Origin of the sequence: Idiomarina piscisalsi (assembly GCF_003987095.1) — a bacterium.
Taxonomy (GTDB): domain Bacteria; phylum Pseudomonadota; class Gammaproteobacteria; order Enterobacterales; family Alteromonadaceae; genus Idiomarina; species Idiomarina piscisalsi.
Genome location: NZ_PIQA01000004.1, coordinates 23312 through 36037 on the forward strand (window position 1 = coordinate 23312; position 12726 = coordinate 36037).

Here is a 12726-nt window from a genome sequence, read left to right on the forward strand (position 1 = left end):
CCTACCGATACACTCATTTTATAAAAAGTCTATTAATAACAATAAGATGAAAAGTTGGCACAGTCTTCGCTTTAGTAAGAGCGTTAGTAAATCTGACAGAATCAACAAGGAGATTATCATGCAAAAGACAATTATCGCATTAGCAACTGTATTCGCACTGGGTAGCACTGCAGCTATGGCTCAACAGCAACAAGCTCAAGATCCAATGGCTCAGCAACAACAGCAAACTCAGGAAATTTCTGAAGGCATGTTGGTTAAGTTTGTTTCAGCAATGGAAGAGGTACAAGGCGTTACCGAGAAGTACCGTGACAAGTTCCAAAACGCAGAAAACCAGGAAGAAGCTCGCGAAATTCAGCAATCAGCTCAAGAAGAAATGATTGCGGCCGTTGAAGACGCAGGCCTTACTCCTCAAGAGTACAACATGATCATTCAGCAAGCTCAAAACGACGAAGAACTGCGCGCTCGTTTAGAAGAGTTAACCTCTGATTCTTAATTCGTTTTAGCTAAAACCCCACTACAAATCCGCAATCAGTTTGGTCTGATTGCGGATTTTTTTGATCATATCTCCTATGCTTTACGTAACTCATTAAACTAAAAAGAATTAACGCAAGGAGACAGCGACGTGAAAGCATCCGATTTATTCGTAAAAGCTCTGGAGAACGAAGGTGTTGAATACGTTTTCGGTATTCCGGGCGAAGAAAATCTGGACTTATTAGAGTCTCTTTCAAAATCTAATATCGAGCTTATTCTAACTCGTCATGAGCAAGGTGCCGGCTTTATGGCCGCCACTTATGGTCGACTTACCGGCAAACCAGGTGTTTGTTTGTCGACGTTAGGACCGGGCGCGACCAACCTGGTCACTCCGGTTGCTTATGCGCAGCTAGGTGCGATGCCTATGGTCGTAATTACAGGCCAAAAACCTATTAAAGAGCGCCAGCAGGGCCAGTTCCAGATTATCGATGTTGTCGACATGATGACGCCCATTACCAAATACACACAGCCTATTATTAGCGCTAATAGTATTCCGGCACATATCCGCGAGGCCTTTCGCCGAGCGGAAGATGAACGCCCCGGTGCTTCACACCTGGAGTTATCGGACGACATTGCTCGTGAGGAAGTGAGTGCTAACCCAATAACGCCGAGTTTCTCTCGCCGTCCTATAACTGAACATAAAGCGGTTCGTCATGTTCTGCAATTACTGAAAGATGCAAAACATCCGGTGTTACTTATTGGTGCCGCGGCAAACCGTAAAATCACAGCGAAAATGTTAAGAGCCTTTGTTGATAAAACCGGCATTCCGTTTATTACGACGCAAATGGGTAAAGGCGTTATTAATGAGGACCATCCCCGCTGGTTGGGCAATGCCGCAGTTTCAGATGGGGACTACCCGCACCGTGCCATTGAAAAAGCGGACTTAATTCTTAATGTGGGGCACGATGTTGTCGAGAAGCCGCCGTTTATGATGAAAACCGGGGTAAACGACGACAGAAAAGTGGTTCACATTAATTTTCAGGGTGCCCAAGTCGACCCTGTCTACTTCCCGCACGCCAGTATGATTGGTGACATTGGTAACAGCATTTGGCAACTGAAGGAAGGTATTGAGCCACAAGAGCACTGGGACTTTGACTTTATGCTGAAAGTCCGCGATCACATGCGTGACCATACCGACGAAGGTGCCGATGACGATCGCTTTCCAATTCTGCCTCAGCGTTTAGTTGAGGATGTTCGTGACGTTATGCCAGACGATGGCGTTATTGCACTGGATAACGGCATTTATAAAATTTGGTTTGCCCGTAATTATCCGGCACGTGAGCCAAATACCGTATTGCTGGATAACGCATTAGCCTCTATGGGTGCCGGTTTACCTTCGGCAATGGCTGCCAAACTGGTCAACCCTGAGAAAAAAGTCATGGCTATCTGCGGTGACGGCGGCTTTATGATGAACTCCCAGGAGTTAGAAACCGCAGTGCGCATGAATCTGGACATTGTCATTGTTATTCTTAACGACAGTGGCTATGGCATGATTAAATGGAAACAACAGCACATGGGTTTAAGCGACTATGGCTTAGACTTCAATAACCCGGACTTTGTGAAGTACGCTGAGTCCTATGGCGCTAAAGGGTATAGGGTGGATAGCACCGAAAACTTGATACCACTGATGAAAGAATGCCTGGATAAACCAGGCGTACACCTCATTGATGTTCCCATGGACTATTCACAAAACGACCGGCTGCTGAACGAAGAAATTCCTGAACGCAGCCGGGCGATAAAAGCCTATTAAGCTTTAGATGGGTCGGTATCCGCGAAGTAGGGGTAGTCGTTGAGCTTATCAACGAAAGCCTCAAGTCGCGGGTACTTATCCAAATTAAAACGCTGACGGAATAATCCCCAACTTAAAAAGCAGCCCAACCGCAGCTCACCATCACTGAATGGATGTGGACCCTCGTACGCCACTGCGTGATCTTTTTCTTCCATCAACTGCAATATGTCATTGATGCGCTCTTGCTGGCGCTGCAAATAAGGCGCCTGTGAACTTTTTATACCATCTTTTTCCAGCAAGAAAATATTAATGGCAGCATCCATTGCCGTATTGACCAGACAGTATTGATCGAAGTCTTTTGTATCGGCAAAGAAACGCTCACCGGCTTTCTCCCGCACGTACTTTAAAATACTGGTCGAGTCATGCAGTCGTAAATCGTTATGGTGCAAAAACGGGACCTTCTTCGCCGGGCTCAGTTTTGCGCTTGTGTCGAAATCAGTCTCTGTTAGCGAAAACTTCGTGTCCGTCTCTAGCAAGGCAATACGGCAATGTCTTACATAAGGTGACGTATAACTGCCAAACAATTCCATGGTAAACCTCCGTTAATGATCACGACAGGCTTCGTCCGGATACTCCAGCTCTATGGTTGTATGAGCTAATTCAAACTCGGCCAATTGTTCTGATATCTTTTCTTTTAACACCGCTCTCTCGGTGCTGGTTAACTCCTTTGATACCACAATATGTGCTGTTAATACATGCCGTTCGCCATCGAGCGACCAAAAATGTAAATGGTGTGCGTTATCGACTAAATCCAACGCCACCAACTTTTTATGGATTTGCTGATAAACCTGCGGGTCAGGGGAAGCCTGAACAAATAACTTAATAGTGGATCCTAAATGTCGTACCACGTTCACTAAAATAAACAGGGTAAACGCAATAGACAATAAAGGATCTAAAATAGGCCAGTCGACAAACAGTAAGACAATAGAGACAACCAGCACTGCAAGCCAACCGAGAACATCTTCCAGCAAATGCCAGTTCAATACCCGTTCATTAAGTGACTGACCTTTCGAGAGTTTGAATGCCGCATAACCGTTCACAATAACGCCAAATACGGCCAGCAAAGCCATGCCTTCAGCCATAGGCATAACCGGATTCCACAGCCGTGGAATCGCCTCAAACAGAATCCAAATGGAACCTACTGTAAGAATAACCGCATTAATAAAGGCGCCGACTAAGGAGAGACGACGGTAACCATAAGTAAAGGTATTGGTCGCGTCTTTGCGACTGAATTTATCCAGCAACCAGGCCATACCGATAGAGATACTGTCACCTAAGTCATGAACCGCATCGGCAAGTATCGCGGTACTGTTGGTGAGCACTCCGCCAATAAATTCGATAACTGTGAAGCACAAGTTTAAGAAGAACGCCCAGCCAATGCGCTCTGAAGCCGTATCATGATGATGGTGGTGATGCATAGTGCTCCTAACTTAACAATTCTTTGTACTAATAAGACTCTCAAATAGTATAAGCAATCATACCGCCTGCTAGCCAAAGAACACTCACTACGCATAATGTATTCATTACTTTATCCCCAACAGACGACCCGCCATGGTCATGATGATGGTGGTGCTCATGCTCTTTTTGTTTCTTACGCCAAAGTACAACCATGACAGCGCTAAGTAGTAAGAAAATAACATTCAGAACAAAACCATAATTGAGTTTGAAGTGTTCTTGCTTAGCCGGTGAGGACCATTGAGACGCATCGGGTAAGGCATCAAAGGCCAACAATCCGTAATGCATAGCAAGAGACGCCGCTACCAGGCAAATAAAAAGCATTAATGCAATGTACAGAGCCATTTTCCAACCATAGTAGCGCGCATTAATTTTCAGCACTGGCAGGACAATTAAATCAGAGAAAATGAATGCCATAACACCCGCAAAAGCGACACCTTCACCAAAAAGCACCGCCGCCAATGGAATGTTCCCCATGGAACCTATAAAAGTAAAAAACGCGGCAATAGGACCTACAGCAGCCTGTTGCAATAATGACCAGAAACCTGGCTCGCCTTGAGTCCCCACACCAATAAATAGCCATTCAAAAAACGCACTGGGAACAAAGGCAGAAATAACGCCGGCAACGGTAAAACCAATAAGTACGTCTTTCCAAACCATCTGCCATTCCATTACGTATTTTTGGCCGACCTTTTGCCAGGTATCCTTACTGAAAAGATCCGATAATGTGCTCTCGTGTTGATGTTCCTCGTCTTCTTCGTCCTCTTTTCGCGCGTTCTTAATCAGGTTTTGAGGGTTAGTTAACGTAATAAAGAGCCAGACGAATAGGATCAGCAACAACCCGCCAACGTATTCACCAACGACAAATTGCCAGCCTAGAAATATTGAAATAACAAAACCCAGCTCAATAACCAAGTTGGTAGAAGCCAGCATAAACGCCATAGACGCACTGAACGCCGCGCCTTTGTTAAATAAAGCTCTGGTGGTTGAAAGTGCTGCGAAGCTGCAAGAACTAGAGATAAAACCAAAGAAGGTACCCAGCGACACAGACTTTAAGTCATTACCGCCCATCGCCTTGCGCATGCGCCGCTTAGTAATAAGCACTTGGATTAAGCTACTGATCAAATAACCTAATACAAACGCCCATAACGCCATCCAGAAAAAACCAAGGCTCGTGTACGCCGATTCGCCCCATAGTGATATGAAGTTATCCATAAAAGTCCCATAAAAAAACCCAACCACCTCAAGGTAGTTGGGTTTCACTAAAAGATCAAATAACCTTTTAAAATATAGCTTTATAAATCAATATCTTACTCAACAGTAACTGACTTGGCCAAGTTCCTGGGTTGGTCCACATCGGTACCTTTTATCAGAGCTACGTAATAGGACAGCAGCTGCAACGGAACGGTGTAAACAATAGGCGCTATCACTTCGTCACAGTGACAAACGTTCAACACGTTCATTGTATCATCACTCTTGAAGTGGGCGTTTTTATCAGCAAAAACGTACATCAAACCGCCACGGGCGCGAACTTCTTCCACGTTCGACTTCAGCTTTTCCAGTAAATCGTTGTTTGGTGCCACGACAATAACTGGCATTTCTTCGTCAATAAGTGCCAGTGGGCCGTGCTTTAACTCACCAGCAGCATAGGCTTCTGCATGAATGTAAGAAATTTCTTTCAGTTTTAAAGCGCCTTCCATAGCAATAGGGTATTGGTTACCACGTCCGAGGAACAGGCTGTGGTCTTTGTTGGCAAAGTCCTGAGCCAGCTCTTCAATTTCATCGGCTAATGCCACCGCTTCTTCCAGCTTAGTTGGCAAGGCTTGCAGTGCATGAACAACGGCCTCTTGCTGCTGCTCTGGCATGCCGCGATATTTGCCAATACCTAATGTCAGCATTAATAGACCGGTAAGCTGGGTTGTGAAAGCTTTGGTAGACGCCACGCCAATTTCCGCACCAGCGCGGGTCAAAAAGGCCAGGTCCGATTCGCGCACCATAGACGACGAGCCCACATTACAAATGGTCAGGCTGCCTTTATAACCAAGCTCTTTCGACAAACGCAGTGCCGCCAAAGTATCCGCTGTTTCACCACTTTGAGAAATGGTGACCAGCAAGCTGTTAGGGTGAACATAAGACTTGCGATAACGAAACTCTGAAGCAATTTCGATATTGCATGACACATTCGCCATAGATTCCAGCCAGTAGCGGGCAACCATACCTGCATGGTAACTGGTACCACAGGCAACAATTTGCACATGCTCAATGTCTTTTAAAATCTCCGCTGCATTTTCACCAAAAGCATTATCCAGTACGGTAGTTTCCGACAAACGACCTTCCAGCGTATTACGAACGGCTATTGGCTGTTCGTAAATTTCTTTCAGCATGAAGTGGCGATACTGGCCTTTACCACCGGCGTCATAGCTGACATCAGACTCGACCACTTCGCGTTCTACCGAATTGCCTTCTGTATCGTAAATGGCAATATCTGTGCGATTAATGTCCGCAACATCGCCTTCTTCCAGGTAAATAAACTGGCGAGTAACCGGTAATAAGGCCAACTGATCAGAGGCGACAAAGTTTTCACCAATACCGACACCGATAACCAATGGACTGCCAGAGCGAGCAACGACTAGACGTTCAGGATGTTTAGTATCCATAACAACCGTGCCATAAGCGCCTTCTAACTGACGAACAGCCGATTGAACCGCATCTAACAAATCACCCTTTGTTTTGCGCTCGTGATGAATTAAGTGAGCGATTACTTCGGTGTCAGTCTGCGAGTTAAAAACATAACCTTCGGCTTTAAGCTCTTCTCGCAGGCGTTCATGATTTTCAATAATGCCGTTATGCACTACGGCAATTTCATCCTCAGAGCGGTGAGGGTGGGCGTTTGCTTCCGTTACACCACCGTGTGTTGCCCAGCGTGTGTGCGCAATGCCTATAGTACCGTCCAGTGGGTTCTGCGCTATCGCATCTTTCAGCTCCTGGACTTTACCGGTTCGTCTAACACTCTTTAATTCGTTATTGGCATCAATGACAGCAACGCCTGCTGAGTCATAGCCTCTGTATTCAAGACGTTTAAGACCTTCCAACAAAATACCGGCGACACGGCGTTCTGATGTTGCACCTACTATACCGCACATAACTTAACTTCCTTTTTTCTGAGGGCGTTGCCAGCCACTGATATTACGCTGTTTTCCACGTGCTACCGCAAGTTCTTCATCGGCCACTTCTCGGGTCACTACCGAGCCGGCCCCAACGGTTGCATTGTTACCTATTTTTACTGGCGCAACCAACGAGCTGTTAGAGCCAATAAAGGCTCCGTTACCTATTTCCGTCAGGAATTTATTAACACCGTCGTAATTACAGGTAATGGTTCCGGCACCAATATTGGCGTACTCGCCAACTTGAGCGTCGCCCAGATAGGTTAAATGGCTTGCTTTGGAGCCTCTACCTAAGCGACTTTTCTTCATTTCAACAAAGTTTCCGACCTGCGCTTCATCGGCAAGTTCCGCGCCTGGGCGCAAGCGAGCAAACGGGCCAACTTTACAGTTTTTCGCTACCGTCGCACCTTCGATGTGTGAATTAGCACGAATAACCGTGTTGTCGCCAATGATTGCGTCTTTAATCACACAGTTAGGCTCTACCGTCACGTTATTACCAATAGTGACATCACCTTCAATAACCACGTTTATATCGAAAGTAACGTCGTTACCGACAGTAAGTTTACCGCGACAATCAAAACGAGCCGGGTCAATTAAGGTAACGCCCTGTGTCATTAATTCATCAGCCTGACGACGTTGAAACGCACGCTCCAGCTGCGCTAATTGTTGACGGTTATTCGCTCCTTCAACTTCATAGGTCGCATCGGGTTGCGCAGTAGCAATTGTCACGCCTTGTTCAGCGGCCATAGCAACAATGTCAGTCAGATAATATTCTTTCTGGGCATTGTCGTTACTTAAGTTCTCTAGCCACGCTTTAAGCTTAGCGCCATCGGCAATCATAATGCCGGTGTTCACTTCCTGAATAGCGAGTTGCCCGGCATTTGCGTCTTTTTGTTCGACAATGCCGGTCACTTGTTTATCTGAATTTCTGACGATACGACCGTAACCGTTAGGATCGTCGAGAGTCATGGTTAGAAGACCTAACTCTGTCGTCTGGGTGGCAGTTAAAAGTTTAATTAAGGTCGACTCGGTTAATAGCGGCACATCACCGTACAAAATAACGACTTTTTCATCGTCTTTTAAGTAAGGGATGACTTGCTGAACTGCGTGTCCCGTGCCCAGTTGTTCGCGTTGCTCTACCCAGGTTAAGTCATCTCCCTGAATTGTGTTCTGTAGCTGCTCACCACCATGGCCGTATATTAGGTTTATTGCTTCAGGCTTTAACGAACGAGCCGTGTCTATTACATGCTCTACCATTGGCTTATTCGCTACTTTATGCAGCACTTTAGGCAAGTCTGAGCGCATTCTGGTTCCTTTACCAGCCGCCAGAATCACAACGCGTAACTTCATAGTCATCGAGTCCTTAATAAAACGTTCATAACCCGCATTGTAACGACAAAAAAGGCCTTGTTGTACTCACAACAAGGCCTTTTACAGGTTATATACAAACTTTTAGCGTCTAAGCTTACGAATAACCTCAAGCTGAGCCAGCGCACGTGACAATTCAGCAATTGCTTCTGCGTAGGTGACATCGGCACCTGAATCGGCAATAGCTTCTTCTGCACGTTTTTTCGCAGCTTCTGCGGCTTGTTCGTCCAGTTCGTCACCACGTACTGCTACGTCAGCAAGTACAATGACGTGACCCGGTTGAACTTCTAAAACACCGCCAGCGACATACATAAGCTCTTCATCACCTGCTTCACTGACATAACGCACCATACCTGGCTTAATTTTTGTCAGTAGAGGTGCGTGACCCGGGTAAATACCCAACTCACCTTCGCTACCAGAAACCTGAACCGTTTGTACTGCGCCGGAGAAAAGTTTTTCTTCAGCGCTAACAACGTCCAGAGTTAATGTCTGTGTGGCCATTTAAACCTCCAGATTGGTTACAGGTTTTTGGCTTTCTCAACCGCTTCTTCGATGGTACCTACCATGTAGAAAGCTTGTTCTGGCAGATCATCGTATTCGCCTTCAAGAATACCTTTAAAGCCAGCAATCGTGTCTTTCAGCGATACATATTTACCAGGAGCTCCGGTAAATACTTCGGCTACGAAGAACGGCTGTGACAAGAAACGCTGAATTTTACGAGCGCGGGCAACAGTACGCTTATCTTCTTCTGACAATTCGTCCATACCCAAGATAGCAATGATGTCTTTCAGCTCTTTATAACGCTGAAGTACTTCCTGAACACCCATTGCCGTGTTGTAGTGCTCGTCACCGATAACCTGAGGGTCCAACTGACGTGACGTTGAATCCAACGGGTCAACCGCAGGGTAGATACCCAATGACGCAATGTCACGGTTCAATACAACAGTCGCATCCAAGTGAGCGAAGGTTGTTGCAGGTGATGGATCCGTTAAGTCATCCGCAGGTACGTAAACGGCCTGAACAGACGTGATTGAACCCGTCTTAGTTGAGGTGATACGTTCCTGAAGAACACCCATTTCTTCAGCAAGTGTAGGTTGATAACCAACCGCTGAAGGCATACGACCTAACAGTGCTGATACCTCAGTACCTGCCAGTGTGTAACGGTAGATGTTATCGACGAAGAATAGTACGTCGCGACCTTCGTCACGGAATTTCTCTGCGATAGTCAAACCAGTCAGAGCAACACGTAAACGGTTACCCGGTGGCTCGTTCATCTGACCATAAACCAGTGATACTTTATCCAGAACGTTTGAATCGTTCATCTCGTGATAGAAGTCGTTACCTTCACGAGTACGCTCACCAACACCTGCGAATACTGAGTAGCCGCTGTGCTCGATAGCGATGTTACGGATAAGCTCCATCATGTTAACGGTTTTACCAACACCAGCACCACCGAACAGACCGACTTTACCACCCTTAGCGAATGGGCAAATCAGGTCGATAACTTTGATACCAGTTTCTAACAGTTCGTTAGTGTTTGACTGGTCTTCATAAGTTGGCGCTGCGCGGTGAATAGACATACGCTCTTCTTCACCGATAGGACCCGCTTCATCGATTGGGTTACCCAATACGTCCATAATACGGCCCAGAGTTTTCTTACCTACTGGAACCATGATTGGCTCACCGGTGTTCTCAGCGGTGATACCACGACGCAAACCGTCAGTTGTACCCATTGCGATGGCACGTACAATTCCGCCGCCCAGCTGTTGCTGAACTTCGAGAATCAGACCTTCTAAACCACCGTCGGTCACTTTCAGTGCGTCGTATACTTTTGGTACAGCGTCTTGTGGAAATTCTAAATCCACAACGGCGCCGATAATTTGTACGACCTTACCTTGACTCATGACGTTTCCTCTAACTCTTCAATTCTTTTTACCGTTGCCGCGTTATACCGCTTCGGCGCCGGATACGATTTCCGAAATTTCTTGCGTAATTGCTGCCTGACGCGCCTTGTTGTACTGCAATTGCAGCTGATCGATAAGATCTTCGGCGTTGTCCGTTGCGGCTTTCATCGCAATCATCCGTGCGGCTTGCTCGCTTGCAAAGTTATCTACGACGCCTTGGTACACCTGCATTTCTACAAAGCGGCGAATAAGCGTATCTAAGATACTTTCAGGATTCGGTTCATACAGGTAGTCCCAGCTGCCTGTTTGTACATCATCTTCCGAACCTGTTTGCGGCAATGGCAACAATTGATGAATGGTCGGCTCTTGGGTCATCGTATTCACAAACTTGTTGAATACAACGTACAAGCGATCGATTTTGCCTTCTTCGTAGGCATCCAACATGACTTGGATAGAACCGGTAATTTCTTTCAGCTCAGGCTTTTCACCCATGCCTGATACTTGCGCCTGCAATTTACCAAAGCGCTTAAAGAATCCAGTTCCTTTACTGCCTATTGCAGCAAAATCAGCTTCTACACCTTGCTCTTTCCACTCATTTGCGTGCTTAACGACTTTTTTGAACTCATTACCGTTCAAGCCGCCACACAAACCACGGTCGGTAGAAATCACAATATAACCCACGCGTTTTACCTGGCGTTCTTCCATAAATGGATGACGATATTCCAGATTACCGCGTGCCACATGACCAATCACCTTGCGAATGGTTTCAGCGTATGGGCGACTTGCTTCCATACGTTCCTGCGCCTTTTTCATTTTAGACGCAGCCACCATTTCCATAGCGCTGGTGATCTTCTGAGTATTACCGATACTCGAGATCTGAGTTTTTATCTCTTTACCGCTGGCCATGACGATTCTCCTGTTAACTCAACGACAAATGGCCGCAAATAGGGCGGCCACGTTCGATTACCACGATTGCGTCTGCTTGAATTTCTCAAGCGCCGCTTTCAACTGGGCGTCGATGTCGTCGTTATAGTTGCCAGTTTTATCAATCTCAGCCATTAGGTCGGCGTATTCACTCGCCATGAAAGATTGCAGAGACTCTTCAAAATCCATGATCTTGTCGACAGCAACGTCTTTCAGGAAGCCTTTTTCAACGGCGTAAATTGATACAGCCATTTGAGCAACGCTCATTGGCTTGTACTGTTTCTGTTTCATCAGTTCGGTAACACGTTGACCGTGCTCCAACTGCTCGCGAGTAGACTCATCAAGGTCAGATGCGAACTGAGCGAAAGCCGCCAATTCACGGTACTGAGCAAGAGCAAGACGGATACCGCCACCCAGTTTCTTGATGATTTTGGTCTGTGCTGAACCACCGACACGAGAAACCGAAACACCCGCGTTAACTGCAGGACGAATACCTGAGTTAAATAAGTCAGTTTCTAAGAAGATCTGACCATCGGTGATTGAGATTACGTTAGTTGGTACGAACGCAGAAACGTCACCCGCTTGGGTTTCAATGATAGGTAACGCAGTCAATGAACCGGTTTGACCTTTCACTTTACCGTCGGTGTGTTTTTCAACGTAGTCGGCGTTTACACGCGCAGCACGCTCAAGCAGACGAGAGTGAAGATAGAAAACATCACCCGGGAATGCTTCACGACCTGGTGGACGACGCAGCAACAATGAAATCTGACGATAAGCAACAGCTTGCTTAGACAGATCATCGTATACGATAAGAGCGTCTTCGCCGCGATCACGGAAGAACTCACCCATTGTACAACCTGAGTAGGCTGCCAGGTATTGCAGTGCTGCTGATTCAGAAGCAGAAGCCGCAACTACAATGGTGTTTTCCATTGCGCCGTGCTCTTCCAGCTTACGAACAACTGCAGAAATAGTGGAGTTTTTCTGACCGATAGCAACGTAAACACACTTAATACCAGAGTTTTTCTGGTTAATGATAGCGTCAACGGCTAATGCAGTTTTACCGGTTTGGCGGTCACCGATGATAAGCTCACGCTGACCACGACCAACTGGAATCATCGAGTCAATTGATTTGTAACCAGTTTGTACTGGTTGATCAACAGATTGACGCTCGATAACGCCCGGTGCGATTTTCTCAACCGGCTCATAGCCGTCTGCTTCGATAGGGCCTTTACCATCGATAGGCTGGCCTAGCGTGTTAACCACACGACCTAACAGTTTATCGCCAACCGGAACTTCCAGGATACGACCGGTCGATTTTACTTTGGTGCCTTCTTGCAAATCTGCATATGGGCCCATAACAACCGCACCAACCGAATCACGTTCAAGGTTCAATGCGATAGCGTAACGATTACCAGGTAGCTCAATCATTTCACCTTGCAGACAGTCTGCAAGTCCGTGAACACGAATGATACCGTCTTGAACAGACATGATGGTACCTTCGTTGCGAGCTTCGCTGGTGACTTCGAACTTCTCAATTCGCTGTTTGATCAGTTCTGCGATTTCATTTGAATTCAATTGCATGCTCAAGTCC

11 protein-coding genes are annotated in these 12726 nt (G+C 46.4%); 2 read left to right on the forward strand and 9 right to left on the reverse strand.

Translation table 11 applies throughout. The features are described 5' to 3' along the window. Window positions 1-118: 118 nt before the first annotated feature. Together CWI73_RS06640 and CWI73_RS06645 are read left to right on the forward strand one after the other, a co-directional pair. Window positions 119-493: a DUF4168 domain-containing protein gene (locus CWI73_RS06640; RefSeq protein ID WP_126752074.1), complete on the forward strand. Its 375-nt coding sequence runs from the start codon at window positions 119-121 to the stop codon at window positions 491-493. A gap of 129 nt (window positions 494-622) precedes the next feature. Then, the gene (locus CWI73_RS06645; RefSeq protein ID WP_126752075.1) at window positions 623-2281 is read left to right on the forward strand and encodes an acetolactate synthase large subunit; all 1659 of its coding nucleotides are present in this window, start codon (window positions 623-625) and stop codon (window positions 2279-2281) included. On the opposite strand, the gene CWI73_RS06650 is transcribed toward CWI73_RS06645, so the two are convergent. The 9 genes from CWI73_RS06650 to atpA form a co-directional block, all read right to left on the reverse strand. After that, window positions 2278-2850 (reverse strand): glutathione S-transferase family protein, encoded by a 573-nt coding sequence (locus CWI73_RS06650; RefSeq protein WP_058576446.1) that lies wholly within the window; start codon window positions 2848-2850, stop codon window positions 2278-2280. The genes CWI73_RS06645 and CWI73_RS06650 overlap by 4 nt on opposite strands. 12 nt (window positions 2851-2862) lie before the next feature. Beyond that, window positions 2863-3738, reverse strand: coding sequence for a cation diffusion facilitator family transporter (locus CWI73_RS06655; RefSeq protein WP_126752076.1), 876 nt, complete (start codon window positions 3736-3738; stop codon window positions 2863-2865). 40 nt (window positions 3739-3778) lie between these two features. Beyond that, on the reverse strand, window positions 3779-4990 hold the full coding sequence (locus tag CWI73_RS06660) for a permease (RefSeq protein WP_126752077.1): 1212 nt from the start codon (window positions 4988-4990) through the stop codon (window positions 3779-3781). Window positions 4991-5085: 95 nt separating this feature from the next. Then, the gene (glmS, locus tag CWI73_RS06665) at window positions 5086-6918 is read right to left on the reverse strand and encodes a glutamine--fructose-6-phosphate transaminase (isomerizing) (RefSeq protein WP_126752078.1); all 1833 of its coding nucleotides are present in this window, start codon (window positions 6916-6918) and stop codon (window positions 5086-5088) included. Between the two features lie 3 nt (window positions 6919-6921). After that, entirely contained in the window at window positions 6922-8289 is a 1368-nt protein-coding gene (glmU, locus tag CWI73_RS06670; RefSeq protein WP_126752079.1) for a bifunctional UDP-N-acetylglucosamine diphosphorylase/glucosamine-1-phosphate N-acetyltransferase GlmU, read from the reverse strand. 102 nt (window positions 8290-8391) lie between these two features. Further along, entirely contained in the window at window positions 8392-8808 is a 417-nt protein-coding gene (locus CWI73_RS06675) for a F0F1 ATP synthase subunit epsilon (RefSeq protein WP_053954494.1), read from the reverse strand. A 17-nt stretch (window positions 8809-8825) separates the two neighbouring features. After that, the gene (gene atpD / locus CWI73_RS06680) at window positions 8826-10211 is read right to left on the reverse strand and encodes a F0F1 ATP synthase subunit beta (RefSeq protein ID WP_058576458.1); all 1386 of its coding nucleotides are present in this window, start codon (window positions 10209-10211) and stop codon (window positions 8826-8828) included. A gap of 42 nt (window positions 10212-10253) precedes the next feature. Then, window positions 10254-11117, reverse strand: a complete 864-nt coding sequence (gene atpG, locus CWI73_RS06685) for a F0F1 ATP synthase subunit gamma (RefSeq protein WP_053954492.1) — start codon at window positions 11115-11117, stop codon at window positions 10254-10256. 57 nt (window positions 11118-11174) lie between these two features. After that, window positions 11175-12716: a F0F1 ATP synthase subunit alpha gene (gene atpA / locus CWI73_RS06690; RefSeq protein ID WP_053954491.1), complete on the reverse strand. Its 1542-nt coding sequence runs from the start codon at window positions 12714-12716 to the stop codon at window positions 11175-11177. Window positions 12717-12726 lie beyond the last annotated feature (10 nt).

Excerpts from the sequence above, each read along its gene's own strand:
- atpG (WP_053954492.1), bottom strand. The coding sequence starts at position 11,117 with ATGGCCAGCGGTAAAGAGATAAAAACTCAGATCTCGAGTATCGGTAAT.
- CWI73_RS06660 (WP_126752077.1), bottom strand. The coding sequence starts at position 4,990 with ATGGATAACTTCATATCACTATGGGGCGAATCGGCGTACACGAGCCTT.
- glmU (WP_126752079.1), bottom strand. The coding sequence starts at position 8,289 with ATGAAGTTACGCGTTGTGATTCTGGCGGCTGGTAAAGGAACCAGAATG.
- CWI73_RS06650 (WP_058576446.1), bottom strand. The coding sequence starts at position 2,850 with ATGGAATTGTTTGGCAGTTATACGTCACCTTATGTAAGACATTGCCGT.
- CWI73_RS06640 (WP_126752074.1), top strand. The coding sequence starts at position 119 with ATGCAAAAGACAATTATCGCATTAGCAACTGTATTCGCACTGGGTAGC.
- CWI73_RS06655 (WP_126752076.1), bottom strand. The coding sequence starts at position 3,738 with ATGCATCACCACCATCATCATGATACGGCTTCAGAGCGCATTGGCTGG.
- atpA (WP_053954491.1), bottom strand. The coding sequence starts at position 12,716 with ATGCAATTGAATTCAAATGAAATCGCAGAACTGATCAAACAGCGAATT.
- glmS (WP_126752078.1), bottom strand. The coding sequence starts at position 6,918 with ATGTGCGGTATAGTAGGTGCAACATCAGAACGCCGTGTCGCCGGTATT.
- CWI73_RS06675 (WP_053954494.1), bottom strand. The coding sequence starts at position 8,808 with ATGGCCACACAGACATTAACTCTGGACGTTGTTAGCGCTGAAGAAAAA.
- atpD (WP_058576458.1), bottom strand. The coding sequence starts at position 10,211 with ATGAGTCAAGGTAAGGTCGTACAAATTATCGGCGCCGTTGTGGATTTA.